Raw genomic sequence first — 21581 nt, forward strand, 5'->3', positions numbered from 1 at the left:
TTTTTAATCTCCATTATGAAGTTATTGCTGTTGAACCAACTGTACCAGAGCTTAACCATTGTGTACCATCCCAAACAATACCGATAATTCCACTTGCAGTAGGCAATAGATAATTTACAACATCTCCTTTATGGGGTAGATAAAAAGTTGATAAATTTGCCACTTTATTATAATCAGTGGAGGGATTTCCCACAATCCAACCATTGTTTTTAATATTGATTGGTCCTTTACATGCACCCCAACTTACCATTGGTGCAGTAGTAGAGTCAGAACGATTATTATTAATATCGCATATTTCTAATAATGCCGAAATTAAACGAAGACCAAATGTAGTTGCATTATTGTTAATAACATTATGTGTAATGCTACCAAACCGACTTGGATTATTAAAGCATGCTATAAAATTATAATGAGCAGTTAAACCTCCGGCAGCAATATCTTGATTTCTATAGACAACATTATATGATATTTCAAAATTTTGTAAAGAATTCATATAAATAGGATGACCCCCTCCCACCATAAATGAATCCGGTAGTGCTGCCCATGTATTCCCATTTAATTGCGCATGAAGTTGGCCGCCTAAAGTGACTGACCCAACATTGTGAAATACATTAGAATTAAATGTTATGCTTTTAATTTGACCATTGAAGTTAATTGTAAAGGGACCAGAATATTGATTATTATCAACGTTCCATAGGTTACCACCACTATCATTAGTGCCGAGTTGCATTGCTGTAGTGCCAAGATTTATGAACGTATTATTGGTCATTCTCAACACATCAGTATTAGTAATTCTTATATGTCCAGTAGTATTAACCATATCGGCATTAAATGTTATTGTATTACCAACAAATTCAGTCAAATAAATTGTATTTGTTGTTAATTGATCACACAGAGTTGCTTGATCAAACAGATTAAATCTACAATTGGTTATTCTATTATGTCCTTTAGAATTTACAATAGCATGGGCATGCCTACATGTAATTGTTGCTCCATCCATAATAAATATTGAATTTGGATAATTACCACTAAACGAACCATTAGCAACGGTAGAATCTTGAAAATAATATCCTCCTTGTGGATTTATTTTATAAGAACATTCAGCTTTATCAAAAATTCCACCTTGTACGAACATATTTGACGCATTTATTAATGGCAAATAACAATTAGTAGAAATACAATTCAACACTTTAACACTTGTAGTATTTTCACTTTTTATACCTAGAACGTATCCAGACACAGACACATTTTCAAATGTAACATATTGGGTTGTATCCGCATCTTTTAATAACACGCCAGAATGATCAGTTACAGTAGTTATTCCAGGGGGTACTTTGGAATTATTACTTACTCCCATTGGATATTCTGCATAACATCCTATATATCCTACTAAAGTTCCATTAATAACAACTCCTGTTTCAGGAGAAACAATAGAAGGATCACAGATATACACTTTCGTATTTATAAATTGTGAATTTTGTACTTTACCATTAGCACATCCCCACATGAAACAACCACTGCCAAATGAATCGGATTTTAATGTATTAGTAAGACGATTAATTAATTCATTAGCCGCAACATCTTTAACCAATACATTATCAACATAGGGGCCATTGCAATTTCGGAAACGCAAGGCATTTCCCCAACAATTTTGAAATGTACAATTACGTACAATAGGGTATGAACTACCCCATATATCTAACATAGTAGTGCCACAACTATAAGGGGTTGGGTGGGGCCCAACACCCATTGTTGCATAAGTATTACCGCCTTTATTAGCCTGATTTGAATAATCAAAGGTAAACCCTTCAATAACGAAGGAAGGGAAATAATCACCTCGTCCATAACCTGTGGGATCAGCACCAAAAAATAGTAAAGCGGTCTCACTTGAATAGTTAGTGGTTGTAATATCTATCGGTATTGGATCTACATTTTCCCAAATAATTTTACATCCATAACCTGTAATTATAAATGAAGGACCATTCATTGCTGTAGTAACATATCTCATTGTTCCTAAATTAACAGTCCCTTTCGGAAAAATAAGAGTTCCACCCTTTTTTATAATATAATCAAATGCGGCTTTTACATATATTCCCCTATCTACCCCATCACCGGTGACTCCAAACCATGTTGCATTTATTGCTGATTTTAGTGCCCTCCTCCAGATATAATCATCGTTTACCCTAAAAATAGTACCTCCGTCGTCATCCGATGTTGCGTCGGCCGTATAAATAAATTCTCCACCACCACATTCCAGTCCGGGAAAATAGGATGCAAGAGATATTCTGGTACCCGATGTCGATATTGTTACTCTTAAAGTTGCAACGCTGTCTACCTGGCCAATAAAAGATAACCCTGTAGTTGATGCTAAATTAAGTGCCAATGCTGCGGAGTCATTAACAACCCAGGCCCCGGAACGATAGATTTTATAAACGTTATCCGTTGTGCTGAAAAACTCATCTCCTTCGATTGCCGTTGCGGGGTCCGTTGCGCTTGGAGCCAAATTATGCACTATTCTGGCTTCATCTGCCGTAAATCGCTCCTCTACCGTGCCGGTGCTGGTATTGACTAACGTTCCCCCGCTAGATGATGACAGTTCCGTTGAAAACGCGCCAATAGCGGCTGTTAATTCTTCTTGAGTAACGAGATCACTGTATTCTTCAGATGTCGGGATCACACCGGTGACTGATATCGATGTTGGCATAACCTACCTCCAAATGGTACTGTCAATGAAGGCAAAGCCTCCCACTGGAAGACGCTTTGCTTTGTGGTCATACACGAACTACTGTATATAATTACAGGCTATGCCACCGGGTAGGATTTGTGAAGCAATAAAACTGCATTTAAACGCAACGCATTGAGAAATAGAGAAATTTATCTATTTCGGCATGATGAGCTCCTTTCCCTTAGGTTCCATTTGCTGCGGACGTTTGGGCCCTATCCTGGCCTTTTTTTTAACCCTCTCGCTAAGACATACTCTGATTTTCTCCCACCTCAATCACTTTATCCTTCAATGAGAATATCGTTAGGTTTCCTAATGATTACTGAGTAAGGAAAAATCATGCCAGGTATTCCTTTGCTAGATATCAATAATCTGTCAGATGTAAGCGATGCCGCCACGGCGCGGGAGAATTTGGATGTGTATGACAAGGATGAAATTGACAATTCCTCTTGGAGCGGGCGGGCAAGCGGTTCGATAACGGACGATACGACAGAGCAGCTTGGACTAAAGCTTCCCGCCATAAGCAATTCGTTAAGTACTGATGTGGGAAGATTGCGGGATGCGCTAGGAGGTATTGATATATTTGCCACTTCAGTTATGAAATTAATGGACCTGTTTATTTATCCTGACGCTTATTATCAAACAGCGGATGGCAATGATTGGCAACCAGCACTGACAAGAGCGAATGCCTATGCTGTCGAGAATAACCGAGTGCTTATCCTCCAGAGAAAATATCAGGTTCTCAGCACGTGGAATCTGACTAGCGGTACAAATATATATGCTACTGATGGTGGCGGATTATTTACGCTTCCAGATACTCCTATAACGCTCCTGAAATCATCTAATACAACGAATATAACTATTACAGGTTTAGATGTAGATGGTGGTGTAAGTGCAGCCATTACGACAAAAAATTCTACACGCGCTATAAGATTTATTAACGTTGAAGGGTTATACTTGAAAGAATGTCGTGCGGGAAACTCTGCTGATTGGTGTCTCTCTATTGAAACATGTATGACCGTCAGAATATACGATACCACAATTTATGGAGGCGGTAGAGGATTACCAGGGGGACGCGACGGAATTCATATTTTGGACGGAACAAATGTAGTCGTTGATCGTGCAGATATTGATTCCGGCGACGATTGTGTTGGTATCACCTCTGAATACCTTGGGACAAAAAACATAACAATTCGTCGTATCGTTGGTAAATCTGATTTTGCTTCTGTTGTCATTTATAATGAGGAAGCGCCCGGAGGAACGTATGCATCCATGCCTTGCAGCAATCTCGATATTAGCGACGTAAAGACTGCCAATGACACCATTGCTAGGGATGTTATCAGAGTCATTAAGTATGGTACAAACTCAGTTATTAATAATATTTTTATAAGTAAGGTGAGGGGTAATGCTTTTAGTCATGCATTATATGTTTCAGGCGTGACAAAACTAAGGCTTCATGATATTCAGGTCCATAGCACTCAAGCACATGGTATTTATATTTCTAATTGCCAAGATGTTGCAGGAGAGGCAGAGGGTTCATCTGATGTATCAAATGCAACCTACCAAGGAGTGAGCATATTTAATTGCAGCCGCATATATGCCAAATATATAAGCAGCAATTCGAATGGGTATGGTCTGCAATTGAATGGAGTAACAAGGTCTGTAATAAAACCGTTTTGTCTCAATTGCGGCGCTGGTTTGTTTTCCTCGAATACTGGCGGAGGTGCCAGGGTCGTAAACTGCACCGATCTGATCCTATCGGAAGGGATCCTCGATGGTGATGATGGAACTACCTATGCCGGACTTAATACAGATGGAGGGGGTAATTCAAACGTTATCAGGGGAGCCGGATTGATAGTTAAAGAAATTCCTTTACCCAATTTTGGCCTCGCTGATGGAGCACCCGCAGAAAATGGGTTAGATCTAAACACATTATATAAAACTACGCTAGGTAGAATATTGGTAACACCAACCAATGCGCCAACTGAAAGCGGGACTTGGTTTCTTACCGCAATAGGATATTATGTGTCTAACAGCTACCGCACTAGGCAAATATTATACGGTTACGGAACATCTGGTAGTAATGGAGACTCTATTTATACCCGTGTCTATAATGGGACTACATGGAGTCTGTGGAAACAGTTCACATTATCCTAATCGCATATATCAGTGTACATGTGTTATTTCTCAAACTTGGGCCTAACCTGGCCTGAGTTATTTAACAGCTATAAAATGAAAAATTTATCGGATTCATCGTCTGCGAAATTTTAACTTCTGGTACTTTATGCGTAATCATGAATATCTCTTTTTAGGTTAATTTAAAATTAACGACAGGAGACTATTAATTTAACATTTTCGCGAGAACTGAACTAAAGGTCAGTTTACTGAAAATAATTGGGTAGAATCTACCCTTGAAGCAAAACCATTTTTCGGCAAATATAGCCAATATTAAAATGAGAATTTTAAAGCCATAATTATCTATTCAGTTTTAAAAGAGGGCGCCAAGATTGCAAAGACGGAAATTTGATTAAAATTTCATCATTTTTTTTGCTACATCATACAAATCTCAGCTATCTTTAACGGGCCGGACCCAGTGCAGCAACGGCGGTCGAGTTTGGATAACAATGAGCCTGACCCTGTTGACGGAAGTTCGGCAATAAAGAACCCCTTTGTCCCTCCCAACTATAGCCACTGAGTCTGGATGACCTTTGTTACAGCCTGTATTCGCTTTCCGGTTACAAAGATAAAACGCCGATAAAGGCCGATTATCAACCGGTTATACATTCGCTTCTGACTAAAGGTTCTTGATATGACCAAGACTCTGATGATCGTCTTTATGAGCCAAACGCTTTTAGCTTGTAGCGCCGTGGGGCAATACCACGTTGACAAACAGGCCGAGGAAAAAGCAGATTTACACTTCATTGGCATCCCGCTTCTGGCCGGCGCGGTGGGTTCAAGTTTCCCGATAACGGAAAATTACAGTCTGACAGCGGGTCATGTCGCCAGGATAATGATGTTAGAGGTTAAAGCCTACAATCCTCTGTGCGACGTGGCGCTGATCTATCAGGACAATCATGGCAAGTCCATTCCCCAATTGGCTCCAGCCGCTGCGGGAGAGCATGTCAAAATGTATGGCTATAACGCGTATACCACCGAGCCCACTTCGTCCTCAGGCGCTATAGCCGCGTTTGGCTGGTGGGACAAGCCAAAACAGAGCTGCTACATTGCTCTCAGTAGCGCGGGCGGCATACAGGGTATGAGCGGTGGTCCGGTTTATGCGGATGATGGCAAGGTGGTGGGAATATTTACCGCAACGCATCCTCAAAGGAATCAAACCATATTTGTTCCTTATCAGGAGATTGCCCGCTGGGTCAGCTTGGAAACACGTAGCTGATGCAGATGACTCTCCAGGGTCTATTTGGGCCGACCATGACCCATTTTTTTTTAAGCCGGCTAAACATCCCTTATTGATTGTCAGGGAGCTGCCGTCTCAGGTCTGGCACCAATTCTGGATTAACGTCCATACCGCAGTCGCCGCCGGGGAGAGCGAACGATTGCGCCGGCGCGCCAGCTGCAGGCGCCGGTTCTCCAATGGCCACAGCTGACGCGTGGCCAGGCCGGACCCTTCAAGGGATGACAAAGCCAGTTGCGGGATGACCGAAACCCCGATACCTGACTGCAAAATACGAAATATTGTTGTTACATGTCCCAGTTCCTGAATGACTCGGGGAGTAACGCCATGACGAATCAACGCATTATCGATCAAGGGCCGGCTACCGGAGGCATAATCCAGTAACACCAGCTCCTGATTCTGCAAGTCACTCCAATTTACCTGTTTCTGACGCGCAATCTCGTGGGTCTCAGGCAGCACCAGACAAAAGGGTTCCTCCATGAATGTCTCGGTGTAAAGATCTGAGGGCACGGAAGGCTCGATAATCACACCAAAATCAACTTCGCCATTCACCACCATCTGTAAAGTCTGTTGCTGCACCTGATCATGTATTATCAAATTGATTTGTGGATAATTTTCCACAACCTGCGTAATGCAGTCAGGCATAATTCCTGCGGAGATAGTCGGGCTGGTGGCCACATGCACCAGTCCACGGTGCCGCTCGCTCCGGCGCTGGGCATTAGACAGCGTGTTGGCGAGTTCACCCATTAAATGGCGAAGCTCTTCCGCCAGATCGGCCCCCTCTTTCGTCAACAGAACCTCCCGGGTGGTCCGATCAAATAATCGGATCCCCAGCTCATTTTCCAGCTCACCGATACTATGGCTCATGGCTGATTGCGTCAAAGAAAGCATGTTGCCCGCACGGCTGAAGCCATGATGATCGGCAACCGCTAAAAAAATACGTAACTGCCTTAAAGATATGTTTGAGATATTCATGATTTAAAATCATCGATAGAGTAAAAAAAAACATTTCCCCATTCGGTTCCCGTGGGTCTTAATAAACACCAGAAACAGGATGAAGAGCCTTGGTGTTTCGATACTAATTAAATAATCATTAAAATTATTAGAAACACCTCTCAAATTTATTTAATAAAACGCAAAAGAAGAAAAAATGATGAATAAAACAGTGACAGGCGCCCATAGTAACAGATGGATTCCATTTTGTTATTAATACGCTACAGTTGAATAACATTCAAAACCGGAAATTTAAAATATCGCGGTTATATCAAACTATTCTGATTCACTATGTAAACGGGTCAATAAATATCAAGGGATTTGCAGAATCCTGTGTTTCATTCAGTAGAGCTGAGCACAGTTTCCGCTGGCGTGATACTGCATATTCAAGTTAATGAGTATAAGCGTTGAGTGCAACACACTGCGAATAAGCTGTCATTTCTTTCGTTGAATGTTTCCTTGCGTGTTTCACTTTAAACCTTACGTTTTAAAGCTTCCTAATTTAGGAGATACTGTTATGAGTGAGACTATAACTACGCAGAATCGTACAGACAAAGAAATATTAGGTTTCAGCCGATGGTGGCTTTTTGTATTGGCTTTCCTGGCAATGTCTGTTATTAGCCCTTATGAATATGCCTGGTCGGTTATTGCGCCGCATTTTGCAAAAATCTATGGCTGGCAGCCAACTAAACTTTCGTTGATGTTTACTACGTTTGTCATTTTCCAGGCATTCGGCACATTGCCTGGAGGGATTCTACGCGACAAGTTTGGACCAAAGATTGTTTCTGTCGTCGCCGGCATCGTTTCGGGGCTGGGCATTCTGATCTGTGCATATGGCCAAACTTTCTCTTATGGCATCATTCTCATTGTCTGGTGTATCGGTTGTTTCTTCTGCGGATTCGTCTACAACGCGGCGGTGACGACCTGCAATAAGTGGTTCCCTGACCATAGAAACATCACAATAGGCATCATATCCGCTGCTTTCTCCTGGGGTGCCATTCCTTTTATTTTTCCTATTCAAGCTATACCAGACAGTGCCCCGGACAGTACCTTTTTTAGCGTGATTTACGTTATGACTGCGATTATCGCTGGCGTCATTATCATTACCGGCCTTTTTATGAAAGATCCGCCGAAGGGTTGGAACCAATTTGCGCCGTCGATGACCGCCAAGAACAAAACGGCAAAACGACCTTGCGACAAGCAGTACAGTATGGGAGAAGCAATGCGCACATGGCAGTTCTGGATGTTGGTTGCCTCTTTCGTTTTAGCCTCATCGGCGGGTTTGACCTTTATTTCTAATAGCATCAAATTTGCAGCAGCGTTCCACTTCAGTGTGACTGCGGGAACGGTTGTAACCGTTGGGATTGCCATTACCAGCGGTCTAAGCCGAGTTATTGGCGGTTGGATTGCTGATAAAATTGGCGTCGACAAAACGATGACGGTTTTTTATATTCTTTGCGGCCTGTTTTCGCTGGTAGCGCTGTTCTTTGCTGAAGCAGGCAGCTCAACGGGCTTTATCAGCAGCTGTATTATATCCATCTTCTTCTGGGGGGCGCTGTACTCGCTATTTGCTTCCATCGTAGGTTATTACTATGGCGAAGTCGCTTCCGGATCCAATTATGGCATGTTGTATGCCACAGCCAAGGGGCTGGGCGGAATATATGGCGGTGTGCTATCCGCTTATTTAATTACCACCTACGGTCATCCTTTCACCATTATCGTCTCTTCAGTGATGGCTTTACTTTCTGGTTTCATTCTCATTCCGCTATGGAAACATCCTCCCGTCTGGAAGGAAGCGGATGGAATATTGATCTCAACGCATTTTACGCACAAAGCATAAACCACCTGGATTTATTACAGAGCCTAATAACATAGCAAATTAAAGAGAGTCACTATGTCTTCTATCAGCGAAATTGACACCGAAATTGATGCAGTATCTGAAACTCCTGTATTGATTGACGGATTCCATCTTTTCCTCGATGCGCTCAAACTGAACGACATCAATACCATCTTTGGCTTGCCTGGAATCCCTATTACCGATCTCCTGCGAATGGCCCAGGCTGAAGGCATGCGTGTTATATCATTCCGTCACGAGCAGCATGCCGGTAACGCAGCGGCGGCAGCGGGTTTCCTGACCGGTAAGCCAGGCATCTGCATGACTGTTTCCGCCCCTGGCTTTCTGAACGGCCTGACCGCCCTGGCCAATGCGACGACCAACTGTTTTCCCATGATTCTGATCAGCGGCTCAAGCGAGCGCGAGATAGTCGATCTGCAGCAAGGCGATTACGAAGAAATGGATCAACTCGCCATCGCCAAGCCGCTGTGTAAGGCCGCCTTTCGCGTGCTGCATGCGAAAGATATCGGCGTAGGTATTGCCCGGGCTATCCGTGCGGCCGTATCCGGCCGTCCCGGCGGGGTCTACCTGGATCTGCCGGCCAAGCTGTTCTCGCAAACCCTGCCGCTTGAGGCAGGCCGCGGATCGTTGATTAAGGTGGTAGACCCTGCGCCGAGACAGCTGCCCGCACCTGAGTCGGTTGCGCGCGCGCTTGATCTGCTCAGAAACGCCAAGAGACCGCTGATTCTGCTGGGCAAGGGAGCTGCCTACGCGCGCGCTGATGCCGATATCCGAGCGCTGGTGGAAAAAACCGGCATCCCCTACCTACCGATGTCCATGGCCAAGGGTCTGCTGCCGGATACCCACGAGCTGTCGGCCGCCGCGACGCGTTCCTATGTCTTGCAGGAAGCCGATGTGGTTCTGCTGGTGGGTGCCCGCCTGAATTGGCTGCTCTCCCACGGTAAAGGCAAAACGTGGGGACAGGAAAAAGGGCCGAAAAAATTCATACAGATCGATATAGCTCCCACCGAGATTGACAGCAATGTGGCCATCGACGCGCCGCTCATAGGCGACATCGGTTCTTGCGTGAGCGCCTTGTTGAACGGCATCGGCAGCGACTGGGCCAAACCATCCATTGAATGGACCGGCGCCATCGCAGACCGCAAGGCGAAAAACTTCGGCAAAATGGCCGCTACATTGGCCGCCCGTCCGTCGCCAATGAACTTCCAGAGCGCACTGAGCATAGTGAAAGAGGTAGTCAAGGACAATCCGGAAGCCATTGTCGTCAGCGAAGGTGCCAACACCCTCGATTTTGGCCGCAGCATCGTGGACATGTACCTGCCGCGCAAGCGTTTGGATGTGGGAACGTGGGGGATCATGGGCATAGGTATGGGCTTCGCCGTCGCGGGCGCCGTAGTGACAGGCAATCAGGTTATCGCTATTGAGGGCGATTCAGCCTTCGGCTTCAGCGGCATGGAGGTTGAAACCCTCTGCCGGTACAACTTGCCCGTGTGCATCGTCGTGTTCAACAACAACGGCATTTACAAAGGTACTGACAAGAATGGCTCTGGCGGGGCCGATATGGCGCCCACGGTATTCGTCAAGAACGCACGCTACGACATGATGATGCAGGCTTTTGGCGGCGTGGGCGTGCAGGTCGCCACCACCGATGAGTTGCATAACGCCATGAAACAGGCAATCGCCTCCGGCAAGCCGACGCTGATTAATGCCGCTATCGACGAGACGGCCGGCACCGAAAGCGGCCGCATCACCAACCTGAACCCCGCTAAAGCGATCAGGAAATAAAGACTAAGGAGATTATATTATGAGTAATAATAAAAGCTTGCCTTTGGCCGGCGTTAAAATCATCGACTTCACCCATGTTCAAGCCGGCCCCGCGTGTACACAAATGCTGGCCTGGTTCGGCGCGGACGTGATCAAAATCGAACGTCCTGGCTCAGGCGATATAACCCGTAATCAATTGCGCGATATTCCCAATGCGGACGCGCTTTATTTCACCATGCTCAACAGCAACAAGCGTTCTCTGACGCTGGATACCAAGAAGCCCGAAGGCAAGGAAGTCCTGATTAAGCTAATCAAAGAGAGTGATGTGATGGTTGAGAACTTCGGTCCCGGCGCGCTGGATCGTATGGGTTTCACTTGGGAATACATTCAAGAACTGAACCCGCGCATGATTCTCGCCTCTGTTAAGGGTTTTAGCGAAGGTCATCATTACGAACACCTCAGGGCCTATGAGAATGTTGCACAATGTGCCGGAGGTGCCGCCTCCACCACCGGCTGGTGGAAGGGAGAAAATTCCGGTCCGACAATTTCGGCGGCGGCATTAGGCGACAGCAACACCGGCATGCACTTGGCCATCGGAATCCTTACCGCCTATATTGGCCGCCAGAAGACCGGCAAAGGGCAGAAAGTCGCCTGTGCCATGCAAGACGCCGTACTCAACCTCTGCCGTGTCAAGATGCGCGACCAGCTTCGTTTGGACAAAGTGGGCTACCTGGAAGAGTATCCGCAGTACCCCCATGAACCCTTCACGGACGTCGTACCGCGCGGCGGCAATGCCGGCGGCGGCGGCCAACCCGGCTGGATTCTCAAGTGCCTGGGCTGGGAGACCGATCCCAACGCTTACATCTACTTTACGGTACAAGACCTGGTATGGACCCCTATTTGCGACGCGATAGAGCGTCCGGAATGGAGGGAAGACCCCGCCTACACGACGCCGAAGGCGCGTCAGCCGCACATTATGGATATTTTTGCCGCCATTGAAAATTTCATTTTGACCGCGGGCAAGAACAAGTATCAAGCGGTGGATTATTTCGGTAAGTTCGGCATTCCTTGCGCGCCGGTGATGTCGATGAAGGAACTGCTGCACGATAAATCACTGCTTGCGAGCGGTTCCATCGTCGAGGTACCGCACAAAGTGCGCGGCAGCTATTGGACCGTCGGTTGCCCGATCAAATTCTCTGATCTCAAGCCTGAAGTGACCGCCTCGCCGCTGCTGGGTGAGCACACCGACGAAGTGCTGGCCGAACTGGGCTACTCGAAAGAGCAGATTGCGGTCATTCACACATCCAAAGCAGTATAAGCGCCATGGCACTCACTCTAGAGCAGTTCCTCACGGTGATTGGCGACGCGGTCGTTATTTCCGATGTTTCCGGGACCATCGCCGCCTGGAACCCGGCCGCCGAACGTTTGTTCGGCTTCACCGCCGGCGAGGCGTTAGGCGCCTCGCTCGATATTATCATTCCCGAGCGGCAACGCCGGCGGCACTGGTCCGGCTACGACCAGACCATGCATACCGGCATCACGAAGTACGGCACATCACTGCTCCAAGTACCGGCCTTAACGCGTGATGGCAGCACTATTTCCATCGCGTTCACCGTGGCTTTGCTGCCTGGGGAGGACAGCAAGCCTGCGTTAATCGTCGCCGTCATCCGCGATGAGACCGCCCGCTTCAGTGAAGAACGCGCAGTGCGCAAGCGTCTGGCCGAGGCACAAGCCGAAGTGCAATCCAAGTCGCCTTCATAGAAGGCGGCTTTTCAAGCGGACCGGCGGTTTTGGCATGCTCTTAGGGTGAGCAAAACGGATGAATATACGGAATTAATTCGAGGGAAATTTTCATGAGCAAGGCATTGGACGGGATCAGAATTATAGATTTTACCCATGTGCAGTCCGGCCCGAGCTGTACCCAGTTGCTCGCCTGGATGGGCGCCGATGTGATCAAGATAGAGCGCGTCGGCGAGGGGGACGCGACACGCAAGCAATTGCGCGACATTCCCGATGCGGACAGTCTTTACTTTACGATGCTTAACCACAACAAACGTGCGATCACGCTCAACACCAAGACACCCGAGGGCCTGCAGGTGTTAGACAGCCTCGTCAAACGTTGTGATGTGCTGGTTGAGAACTTTGCTCCCGGCGCGCTGGACCGCATGGGTCTAACCTGGGAGCATATTCACGCCACCAATCCACGCATGATCCTCGCGTCGGTCAAGGGCTTCGGGCCGGGTCGCTATGAGGATTGCAAATCCTATGAGAACGTAGCGCAATGCGCGGGCGGCGCCGCGTCAACCACCGGCTTCGACGATGGACCGCCGGTGGTTACAGGTGCGCAGATCGGCGATTCCGGCTCGGGCCTGCATCTCGCCCTTGGCATCGTCTGCGCCCTTTACCAGCGTCACGCCACCGGGCGCGGACAAAAAGTGTCGGTGTCAATGCAAGACGCGGTGCTCAACTTATGCCGTGTCAAACTGCGTGACCAACAAAGGCTGGAACGTACCGGCGTGCTGGATGAGTATCCACAATTCCCCGATGGCCACTTTGGCGAGGCGGTGCCCCGTGCCGGCAATGCCTCCGGCGGCGGCCAGCCGGGATCGATTCTCAAATGCAAGGGGTGGGAAACCGACCACAACGCCTATATCTACTTCATCACCCAAGCAGCGGTCTGGCCGGCGGTGTGCAAAGTGATCGGCGAAGAGGGCTGGGCTGAGGACGAAGGCTACAAAACGCCCGCCGCCCGCCTGCCAAAATTGAAATCGATCTTCGGGCGCATCGAGCAATGGACTATGACCAAGACAAAATTCGAGGCTATGGAAATTCTTAACCATTATGACATCCCCTGCAGCCCGGTTCTCTCAATGAAGGAGATTGCCGAGGATGACGCCCTGCGCGCCAATGGCACTATCGTCGAGGTTGATCATCCGGTGCGTGGCAGATACACGACGGTTGGCATGCCCATCAGGATGTCTGACAGCCCGGTGAACATCACCTCTTCGCCCTTGCGCGGCGAACATACGGTTCAGGTTTTGCGTGAGTTGGGCTATGGCGACGAGGCGGTGGCGGCCCTGCGCAACAAAAACGTGATTTGATAAGGAGTAGTGTTGATATCAGGGTTATCCATGCAGGCGTAGTCGCTTGTTGCTTAAGTAGATTACGCCGTTCCTTGAATGAATAATGTCCCTTCTTTCACTGATAGTTCCAACTGCCCTTTTATCTTTTGGCCATCTTTAGCCCGCAGACCGGCGGGCACCGCCATCGGCGCCGATGGAAGCCAGGACTTCACCGGCGACCCCGCCATGTCCATTACATTCCATGGACATTTGCTCTCAATGAGATACAATGAGTAAATTATTTTTTTTATTTCTTTGATATGAATAGATTATTTTATCGTTATGTATCCGTTGGGATAGTCAATACGTTAATACACTGGGCGGTTTTTGCGATAATCCGTCATGAGTTTACTAACAACCAAGCCATATGCAACGTCATCGGCTTCTCCTTCGCCGTGACGTTCTCATTTTTTGCCAACGCGAAATTCACATTCAAGCGCAAATCGACGATAAAACGTTACATTCTTTTTGTCGGCTTTTTGGGATTGATGAGCATTGTTTTCGGCCTGATCGCTGACACGTTCAATATCCAAGGGCTATATACGCTGATTTCGTTCTCAATATTCAGTTTGATTTGTGGTTTTTTATATTCAAATTATATCGTTTTCAAAGGAAGTAATGATTAGCTTGTTTTATCGGGGCATATTACCCCAGATAAAGCGATAATGTTGCCTAAAATTTCGGTTTGTTAAGGCATTTTTCTTTTGATATAATCGCCTAAAATATGAACACCGGATGACTGCGATGCTGCCAACCTTGAATTTTATCAACGAGTTACTTCGTCTCCTTCACCATCTATTTTAGCCCGTTTTTATAATGCAAATCTGCTTTACATTGATAGCACAGAAAAACGCTCGCAGAAACATGATAAAGAAAACCATACTCTATGGTGGGTCTGTATATCAAAAACTCGCCGAGATATAACGTTGACATTTCATTGTACATAATACCTTGATGTCAACAAAATAATCCGATGAATTTCCAGAATATAATAATTTTCTATTTTAATCCCTAGTCAGGTTATTCGTTTTAAGTAGCCCGCAATATCATTCATTTCCAAAATTCTTTTATTGATAATCAGCCTGGGTCATTGTCCTTTTCCCGTCCGTTCTGGAGCAATTGAAGACTATCAGCGCGTTCTCTTTCCACAGTTTAAGGGTATAAAGTACGCCGGAATCGATGATAATCTTGGCGGGGTAGTTGCCGATGGACGAGGTATAGGTTTCATTCCCTTGGTTGCGGCATTCGCTAAAATCCATAGCGGTGTCATCGATTGTTACCGCCGGACCGACCTTGGGAAGCTTTCCTTTTGAATACAAAGTAGTGAGATTTTCTTTCGTATAGGTAACGCTGGCGAAAGCAGGCACCGCCGTGACTATTAATAACAATGCAAGTATCAATGTCTTCATAAGGGGTTTCCGGGAAAATTTTTCACATCATAGCATCCCATGGCAAAACCGCCAGATAGCGCGTTTGAAGCATGGCGTATCGAACTCATTCATGGCCCAGGCGTAAACGCAGTTCTTGTCACTGTTGCCCGTTTTACTTCTACCGCATAGTGGCGCTGGGCATTAAAACAGTTCTGGTTTGGCCGCTATACCTTGAATGGCGATTTTCTCAGACCAGTGCTTCACAAAAATTTTGAATAGGTAACGATATGAGTCAACGTTTAGATTACTTCAAGCTGTCGGCCGGATTCGCCGGGAAATATCTCGACTTCAATGCGGCCCTGGCCGCCAAACCCGTCATTAAAGAATTCAGCCACCTGGTGACCATCCGGGCTTCGCAAATCAATGGCTGTGGGTTTTGCCTCGACATGCATGTCAAGGAAGCGAAAATTCATGGCGAGCGTGAACTGCGTTTATACCATATTGCCATTTGGCGTGAGTCAACGCTGTTTACGCCAAGGGAAAAGGCCGCATTAGAATGGACCGAGGCCTTGACCACCCTCTCAACGCACGGCGTCAGCGACGTCATCTATGAAGCGGTGCGCGCGCAGCTCTCCGAAGAAGAGGTGTCGGATCTCAGCTTTTTAATCGTTGCCATCAATGGTTGGAACCGGCTGAACGTGGCGTTCAGAGCGGTCCCGGGCTCAGCGGACGCCGCCTTTGGATTGAGTAAGGCCGGGTTAAATTAACTTTGAATGGCACCAGTCTTCCTAAAGCCCGTGATACCCGCAAATACATGCCTGAATGAATAGAAACAGCAAAAAAAATTGTGATGAACATCACATAAACTTGATTTTATGTGACGCAGATCATACTATTAATGCCGTAGACAACATTCATATTACATTGCCAAACGGGCTGGACAGATGAAATTACGTAACTTGTTGAAAAAAATGCTGGCTTCATATCTTAACACTGTAAAAGATGTGCCGCCTGGCGCGATGTTTTAAGACCACGCATATAAAAAAAAGCTGCTACGGCAGCTTTTTTTATGCTTCTACCCGGTTGATGCCGCTTTTTCCCGCCTACTTTCTCTTTACGGAAGTATTAAGCGTCTATCGGAGGGGAACCTGCTCCGGCCATCACGGCGTTACGCAATGGCTTGATTAAGGGATAAAACCCGTTTTACGAGCTCTCGGCGTTGGTTTCCTCACCATTCACTTCAACGAATTGCGAAACCGAAATCAAGCGGACAAAATGCGACAACAGCAAATCAACGTCCGTTTGCAGTATTTCTTCACTGGCGCTGGCAGCGGACAGTATGGCTTTTTCAATATTGGTCGCCATTACTGGAGAGCTTCCTTTACCCACGGTTAGCATTAACGCGGCTAAAAGAAGGGACTGAGCCTCTACTTGCGCTATCAAATCCTTGGTAGCGGCATCAACTTTCGCCAATTTTCTCAGGATATCAATGACAAGGTTTTGCATATTATATTTCTCGAAAAAAAAAAGGCGGTAACGACACTGTCACAACCCAAACATAGCCTGATCATGATACTCTTTTAATGATTAAGATCACATCCACGGACTGTAAGTATTCACATCAAAGCTCTCCCAATCACTAGATCCGTCCGGTTCCGCTCCCTTTCGCGAAGATGAAACTCTGCTGGCAATCATACTAAACATTAATTTATCTTATGTAATAACATCTCCTTAATCATTCTTTCTGCGAAACAACTTTTCAGCCGGGATTAAAGAGCGCCAGCGATAAGGAGCTATCTCCAGGCGAGTTTTTGACGATTCGCTTCTAAGGGTTTCTTCCGACCGGGAAAAAGTGATCGCTTGGGCAATGAGATGGTCCGGGGGATGTTATATGACGCTATAAATTTAACAAAAGTTTATCCGCCGGGCCGATAAAAAGGATAGGTAAAAAATAACAGATGTATCAGATTAAGCAGAAAATGAAACAACGTCGAAACCCATAGTTTGCCGCTCCATAACCAGGCCAAACCATAAATAACTCCGGCCAGGGTGGCAAACAGTACCAACATCCAGCCGCCGGCTGTATGCGCCAACCCGAATAGCAGCGACGATACGCCCAGGGCAATGGCGGGATTATGAGTCCAGTCCTGTAAACGCTGCATCAGATAACCACGAAACAATGCTTCTTCCGCCAGGGCGACAAAAAAAAAGTTGGACAGGATAAACCAACCCAGCCAAGAGGGAAAATGGGGCTCAACACGAAGCCCGCCAAGCAGGGTTGCCAGGCAGAGCAAGGCAAATATGCTCAGTGCCAGTCCCGCCCAATAAAACCAGCGTGGATGCGTCGGCACTGGTCTTGATAACAATGTGGGCATACATGCCAGCAGCAAGACCGGCACCAATGCTTTATCAATATTGAGATACAAACTGAATCGGGCGCTCAAGGGACCTATGGCTATATTGTCGACAACGCGGGGATTATGAAAACCCGGGAACAGGTGCATAAACAATCCCAGACTGCCGAGTAAAAGAAGGGCTTCGCCGCCGACGGTGAATGCTCGGCTGCTGCGGAAAAAACTTTTAGCCGCTGCCGTCAATTGGAAGAAAATCAGCGCCAGTATCGCCGGCCAGCCCAAAATCTTTTCATACACCGCCAGGAGCAAGGCCGTGAAAAAAACAGCCGCGGTGATTCGCCGATCCAAACGTGGGAAGACTCCGCAGGTGAGTGCGGCGGCCAGAAGTACCCACATAGCATTGCATCCTATAAAATAATAAAAAACGAAGCGGAATAGTCAATAATGTGGGATGAATTGTAAACCGGGCGGCAATAGTGCTTTTACGAGCCGGATTTCTGCGTAATGAATTCTTTATATTGATGAGCTGAAGTCTAGCAGGAATATCTAAAGGCTCAACCGGGCATAGCCCGGTTGCAGTATTCTCATAATGCCTGATCGGCGACATGTTTGGCGGAGCTGGGTTTCAATTGCCCGTCGGCGCGGAACATGGCTTTGATGCCCCGCACCGCCTGCCGGATACGATCCTGGTTCTCAATCAAGGCGAACCGGACGTGGGTATCGCCGTAATTACCGAAACCGATCCCGGGAGAGACACAGACCTTGGCCTCCGACAGCAATTTTTTGGCGAATTCCAGCGAACCCATGGCGGCATAGTGTTCCGGGATTTTCGCCCAGACATACATGGAGGCCTTGGGATTCTCCACCATCCAGCCCGCCTCGTGGAGACCGCGCACCAGCACGTCCCGGCGCTGGTGATACTGTTCGGCGATATCCAGCACGCACTGCTGGTCCCCTTCCAGCGCGGCGATGGCGGCCACTTGCAGTGGTGTGAAGGTGCCGTAATCGTGGTAACTTTTAATGCGCGCCAGCGCGTTGACCAGTTCGGCATTGCCCACCATAAACCCGATGCGCCATCCCGCCATATTGTAACTTTTTGATAGGGTAAAGAATTCCACCGCAATCTCTTTGGCGCCCGGTACCTGCATAATGGAAGGCGCTTTCCAGCCATCATACACAATATCGGCATAGGCCAGATCGTGGACCACCAGGACCCCATACTGGCGCGCCAGCGCCACCACCCGCTCGAAAAAATCCAGCTCGACGCATTGAGCGGTGGGATTTGAGGGAAAGCCGAGGATCATCATTTTCGGGGTGGGAATGCTTTCACGAATGGCCCGCTCCAGCTCGCGGAAAAAGTCCACGCCCTCCACCAGCGGTACGGAACGTACCTGCGCGCCGGCGATCACCGCGCCATATATATGAATGGGGTAGCTGGGATTGGGCACCAGCACCGTGTCACCATGATCAAGGGTGGCCAGCATCAGGTGCGCCAGGCCCTCTTTCGACCCGATGGTGACAATTGCTTCGCTATCAGGATCGATCTCCACCCCATAGCGATCGCCATACCAGCGCGAAATTGCCCGCCGCAGACGCGGAATGCCCCTGGAGGTGGAATAACCATGGGTATCTTCGCGCTGAGCCACGGTGCAGAGTTTTTCTACGATGTGCGGCGGTGTCGGCCCGTCGGGATTGCCCATGCTGAAATCGATAATATCTTCACCGCGACGGCGCGCCGCCATTTTCAGCTCGGAAGTGATATTAAATACATAAGGGGGGAGACGATCGATGCGTGTAAAACGCCGTGGTGAACCGGATTCGGCCATAATTTCCTCAATGTACGTTAGCGCCCGGACCATCCGAGCGACGCTGACCCTATTTAAGGTCTGGTTAAAACCTATCCCAGAATCAGCGGCAATACAATGGATAACCGTTCCGCGTCGGTACAAGAGAATATTCGTCGGCGGTTCTTTCTCCGGGGCAGAACTAAGATACCGGTTAAGGCCGGCTTTATTGTCGAACGTGCTTTGTTTAGCGGTTAAGGGAAACTTTTTGCGCTGTAGATACAAAAGCGCGGACATTAAAAGAGGTAAAAAACTCAATCCAAGACAGCATAATTTCCTCTTTTCAGCGTCTAACTCACTCTAGCTAATGCATAATTGGGGAAAATAGGCTTCCTCTTTATTTTACTCAAGTTTCCTCAATTATATATTCCTCACGCGAAGCCCGGGACGGCGCGGCTGGAACATTGACCGCCTTTTGCTTATAGTAGCGGCAGTACTGTTAGATGAGCGGGACGGGGTTGTGAAAGAGATGTTTGATATGCTGCTGGCGGTCTATGAACGCGCGGCATTGATGTTGATTTGTCTGTTTTTATTGACCAGAACCCGTCAATTTCGGCAGCTATTGCAAAAAGAGCAGCATACCGGCCAGGAATTGTTGGCGGTCACCGCCATCTTTTCCCTGTTCGCGATTTTCAGCACCTATTCCGGTATCCATGTGGAAGGCTCGCTGGTTAACGTACGGATTATCGCGGTCATGTCCGGCGGTATCCTGTTTGGCCCCTGGGTCGGCATTACCACCGGCATCATTGCCGGTGTACATCGTTATCTCATTGATATCAATGGTCCCACGTCGGTCCCCTGCCTTATCAGCAGCGTAGTGGCGGGGTTTGTTTCCGGCTACATCAAATTAAAAATCATTAAAGAGCATCGCTGGGGGATCGGCATCATCGGCGGCATGCTCTGCGAGTGCCTGACCATGCTGCTGGTGGTGCTGTGGGCACAGCCGATGTCGCTGGGGCTGGATATCGTATCAAAGATTGCGATGCCGATGATTCTGGGCGGCGTCAGTATCGGCATGATTGTGCTGCTGGTGCAGGGGGTGGAAGACGAAAGAGAAGTGATTGCGGCGCGGCAGGCCAAGCTGGCCCTGGATATTGCCAACAAAACATTACCCTATTTCCGACATATCAACAGTGAATCCCTTAATACCATTTGCGATATCATCCGCACCGATATCAAGGCCGACGCGGTGGCCATCACCAATGAGCACAATATTCTGGCTTATGTCGGTGTTGGCGCCGAATTTTATAACATCGGCCATGAAATCATCAGCGATATGACCAAAGAGAGTATCCAGAGCGGCAAAATCACCATCAAGAATAATGATGAGGCGGAACGCACTCCGCAAATACATTCTCTGATCATTATTCCCCTATGGGAAAAAGGCGTCGTGACCGGTACGCTGAAAATTTATTATCGCCATGCCCATCAGATCACCAATTCCCTGAAGGTTATGGCCATCGGCCTGTCGCAAATCATCTCGACCCAAATTGAGGTTTCCCGCATCGAACAGCTGCGGGAAATGGCCGACCAGGCTGAGCTGCGGGCGTTGCAAAGCAAAATCAATCCGCATTTCCTGTTTAATGCCCTGAATGCCATTTCATCGTCTATCCGCATCAATCCGGATACTGCCCGCCAGCTTATTATCAATCTTTCACGTTATCTGCGCTATAACCTGGAGCTTAATGATGCCCAGATTGATATCAAAAAGGAGCTTTATCAAATCCAGGATTATGTCGCCATTGAGCAGGCGCGGTTCGGCAGCAAATTAAGCATCATTTACGATATTGACGAGGAATTGTCTTTTTCTATTCCCAGTCTGCTGATCCAACCCTTGGTGGAAAATGCTATCGTCCACGGTATACAGCCTTGCCGAGGTAAAGGGGTAGTGGTGATTTCCGTCAGAGAAGACGGCGGACGTATTCGCATCTCGGTGAAGGATACCGGCAACGGCATCAGCCAAGAGGTGATTGAACAGGTGAAGCGCAACGAATTACCGGGTAAAAAAATCGGCCTGCTGAATGTGCATCATCGCGTATCGTTATTATACGGCGAGGGTCTCCATATCCGCCGTCTTGAACCAGGCACTGAAATCTGGTTTTACATTCCCCATAAAAGCAATAAGCTGGCCGCCTGACAGCCGGG

Annotated in this window: 17 protein-coding genes; 11 read left to right on the forward strand and 6 right to left on the reverse strand. The window is 47.6% G+C overall.

Annotated features, from left to right (window positions below; all coding sequences use genetic code 11):
- Positions 1–13 precede the first annotated feature (13 nt).
- Entirely contained in the window at positions 14–2704 is a 2691-nt protein-coding gene (locus tag ACL2XO_RS19605; RefSeq protein WP_413741334.1) for a hypothetical protein, read from the reverse strand.
- A gap of 357 nt (positions 2705–3061) precedes the next feature.
- Between ACL2XO_RS19605 and ACL2XO_RS19610 the strand changes: the two genes are divergently transcribed.
- Positions 3062–4879 (forward strand): glycosyl hydrolase family 28 protein, encoded by a 1818-nt coding sequence (locus ACL2XO_RS19610; protein WP_413741335.1) that lies wholly within the window; start codon positions 3062–3064, stop codon positions 4877–4879.
- Positions 4880–5531: 652 nt separating this feature from the next.
- Positions 5532–6116: a S1 family peptidase gene (locus ACL2XO_RS19615; RefSeq protein ID WP_413725148.1), complete on the forward strand. Its 585-nt coding sequence runs from the start codon at positions 5532–5534 to the stop codon at positions 6114–6116.
- A 96-nt stretch (positions 6117–6212) separates the two neighbouring features.
- Here ACL2XO_RS19615 and ACL2XO_RS19620 read toward each other — a convergent pair whose 3' ends face one another.
- The gene (locus ACL2XO_RS19620; RefSeq protein WP_132927119.1) at positions 6213–7109 is read right to left on the reverse strand and encodes a LysR family transcriptional regulator; all 897 of its coding nucleotides are present in this window, start codon (positions 7107–7109) and stop codon (positions 6213–6215) included.
- 535 nt (positions 7110–7644) lie between these two features.
- Between ACL2XO_RS19620 and ACL2XO_RS19625 the strand changes: the two genes are divergently transcribed.
- The 6 genes from ACL2XO_RS19625 (at position 7645) to ACL2XO_RS19650 (ending at position 14494) form a co-directional block, all read left to right on the forward strand.
- Positions 7645–8967 carry an OFA family MFS transporter gene (locus ACL2XO_RS19625; protein WP_132927117.1) on the forward strand — a complete coding sequence of 441 codons (1323 nt, stop codon included), beginning with the start codon at positions 7645–7647 and terminating at the stop codon, positions 8965–8967.
- A 54-nt stretch (positions 8968–9021) separates the two neighbouring features.
- Positions 9022–10767, forward strand: a complete 1746-nt coding sequence (gene oxc, locus ACL2XO_RS19630) for an oxalyl-CoA decarboxylase (protein WP_413741336.1) — start codon at positions 9022–9024, stop codon at positions 10765–10767.
- Positions 10768–10786: 19 nt separating this feature from the next.
- On the forward strand, positions 10787–12064 hold the full coding sequence (frc, locus tag ACL2XO_RS19635; protein WP_413725150.1) for a formyl-CoA transferase: 1278 nt from the start codon (positions 10787–10789) through the stop codon (positions 12062–12064).
- 5 nt (positions 12065–12069) lie between these two features.
- A complete protein-coding gene (locus ACL2XO_RS19640; protein WP_413741337.1) occupies positions 12070–12507 on the forward strand; it encodes a PAS domain S-box protein in 438 nt (145 codons plus the stop codon).
- 92 nt (positions 12508–12599) lie between these two features.
- Entirely contained in the window at positions 12600–13847 is a 1248-nt protein-coding gene (gene frc / locus ACL2XO_RS19645) for a formyl-CoA transferase (RefSeq protein ID WP_413741338.1), read from the forward strand.
- A 281-nt stretch (positions 13848–14128) separates the two neighbouring features.
- Positions 14129–14494: a GtrA family protein gene (locus ACL2XO_RS19650; RefSeq protein ID WP_203523607.1), complete on the forward strand. Its 366-nt coding sequence runs from the start codon at positions 14129–14131 to the stop codon at positions 14492–14494.
- A 441-nt stretch (positions 14495–14935) separates the two neighbouring features.
- Here the strand turns inward: ACL2XO_RS19650 and ACL2XO_RS19655 are convergent, their stop codons facing one another.
- Positions 14936–15277 carry a hypothetical protein gene (locus ACL2XO_RS19655; protein WP_132927105.1) on the reverse strand — a complete coding sequence of 114 codons (342 nt, stop codon included), beginning with the start codon at positions 15275–15277 and terminating at the stop codon, positions 14936–14938.
- A 248-nt stretch (positions 15278–15525) separates the two neighbouring features.
- Here ACL2XO_RS19655 and ACL2XO_RS19660 point away from each other — a divergent pair, with 248 nt between their 5' ends.
- The gene (locus ACL2XO_RS19660; RefSeq protein WP_413741339.1) at positions 15526–16005 is read left to right on the forward strand and encodes a carboxymuconolactone decarboxylase family protein; all 480 of its coding nucleotides are present in this window, start codon (positions 15526–15528) and stop codon (positions 16003–16005) included.
- Positions 16006–16182: 177 nt separating this feature from the next.
- Positions 16183–16266, forward strand: a complete 84-nt coding sequence (gene azuC / locus ACL2XO_RS19665; RefSeq protein WP_132928064.1) for a stress response protein AzuC — start codon at positions 16183–16185, stop codon at positions 16264–16266.
- Between the two features lie 175 nt (positions 16267–16441).
- On the opposite strand, the gene iraP is transcribed toward azuC, so the two are convergent.
- The 3 genes from iraP to alaC form a co-directional block, all read right to left on the reverse strand.
- Positions 16442–16744 (reverse strand): anti-adapter protein IraP, encoded by a 303-nt coding sequence (iraP, locus tag ACL2XO_RS19670; RefSeq protein ID WP_413725155.1) that lies wholly within the window; start codon positions 16742–16744, stop codon positions 16442–16444.
- A 410-nt stretch (positions 16745–17154) separates the two neighbouring features.
- Complete coding sequence (locus ACL2XO_RS19675; protein WP_413725156.1) at positions 17155–17988, reverse strand: CPBP family intramembrane glutamic endopeptidase; 834 nt, start codon at positions 17986–17988, stop codon at positions 17155–17157.
- 188 nt (positions 17989–18176) lie between these two features.
- Positions 18177–19418: an alanine transaminase gene (gene alaC / locus ACL2XO_RS19680; RefSeq protein WP_132927097.1), complete on the reverse strand. Its 1242-nt coding sequence runs from the start codon at positions 19416–19418 to the stop codon at positions 18177–18179.
- A gap of 487 nt (positions 19419–19905) precedes the next feature.
- Between alaC and ACL2XO_RS19685 the strand changes: the two genes are divergently transcribed.
- Positions 19906–21573 (forward strand): LytS/YhcK type 5TM receptor domain-containing protein, encoded by a 1668-nt coding sequence (locus ACL2XO_RS19685; RefSeq protein WP_413726981.1) that lies wholly within the window; start codon positions 19906–19908, stop codon positions 21571–21573.
- Positions 21574–21581: the final 8 nt, after the last annotated feature.

It is taken from the genome of Sodalis sp. RH15 (assembly GCF_047324255.1).
GTDB classification, from domain to species: Bacteria; Pseudomonadota; Gammaproteobacteria; order Enterobacterales; family Enterobacteriaceae; genus Acerihabitans; species Acerihabitans ligni.

What these genes read in the sequence shown, in the direction of transcription:
- ACL2XO_RS19620 (WP_132927119.1), bottom strand. Translation starts at nt 7,109, where the DNA reads ATGAATATCTCAAACATATCTTTAAGGCAGTTACGTATTTTTTTAGCG.
- ACL2XO_RS19640 (WP_413741337.1), top strand. Translation starts at nt 12,070, where the DNA reads ATGGCACTCACTCTAGAGCAGTTCCTCACGGTGATTGGCGACGCGGTC.
- ACL2XO_RS19685 (WP_413726981.1), top strand. Translation starts at nt 19,906, where the DNA reads ATGTTTGATATGCTGCTGGCGGTCTATGAACGCGCGGCATTGATGTTG.
- ACL2XO_RS19625 (WP_132927117.1), top strand. Translation starts at nt 7,645, where the DNA reads ATGAGTGAGACTATAACTACGCAGAATCGTACAGACAAAGAAATATTA.
- oxc (WP_413741336.1), top strand. Translation starts at nt 9,022, where the DNA reads ATGTCTTCTATCAGCGAAATTGACACCGAAATTGATGCAGTATCTGAA.
- ACL2XO_RS19655 (WP_132927105.1), bottom strand. Translation starts at nt 15,277, where the DNA reads ATGAAGACATTGATACTTGCATTGTTATTAATAGTCACGGCGGTGCCT.
- ACL2XO_RS19610 (WP_413741335.1), top strand. Translation starts at nt 3,062, where the DNA reads ATGCCAGGTATTCCTTTGCTAGATATCAATAATCTGTCAGATGTAAGC.
- frc (WP_413725150.1), top strand. Translation starts at nt 10,787, where the DNA reads ATGAGTAATAATAAAAGCTTGCCTTTGGCCGGCGTTAAAATCATCGAC.
- frc (WP_413741338.1), top strand. Translation starts at nt 12,600, where the DNA reads ATGAGCAAGGCATTGGACGGGATCAGAATTATAGATTTTACCCATGTG.
- ACL2XO_RS19675 (WP_413725156.1), bottom strand. Translation starts at nt 17,988, where the DNA reads ATGTGGGTACTTCTGGCCGCCGCACTCACCTGCGGAGTCTTCCCACGT.
- azuC (WP_132928064.1), top strand. Translation starts at nt 16,183, where the DNA reads ATGAAATTACGTAACTTGTTGAAAAAAATGCTGGCTTCATATCTTAAC.
- ACL2XO_RS19605 (WP_413741334.1), bottom strand. Translation starts at nt 2,704, where the DNA reads ATGCCAACATCGATATCAGTCACCGGTGTGATCCCGACATCTGAAGAA.
- ACL2XO_RS19650 (WP_203523607.1), top strand. Translation starts at nt 14,129, where the DNA reads ATGAATAGATTATTTTATCGTTATGTATCCGTTGGGATAGTCAATACG.
- ACL2XO_RS19615 (WP_413725148.1), top strand. Translation starts at nt 5,532, where the DNA reads ATGACCAAGACTCTGATGATCGTCTTTATGAGCCAAACGCTTTTAGCT.
- alaC (WP_132927097.1), bottom strand. Translation starts at nt 19,418, where the DNA reads ATGGCCGAATCCGGTTCACCACGGCGTTTTACACGCATCGATCGTCTC.
- iraP (WP_413725155.1), bottom strand. Translation starts at nt 16,744, where the DNA reads ATGCAAAACCTTGTCATTGATATCCTGAGAAAATTGGCGAAAGTTGAT.
- ACL2XO_RS19660 (WP_413741339.1), top strand. Translation starts at nt 15,526, where the DNA reads ATGAGTCAACGTTTAGATTACTTCAAGCTGTCGGCCGGATTCGCCGGG.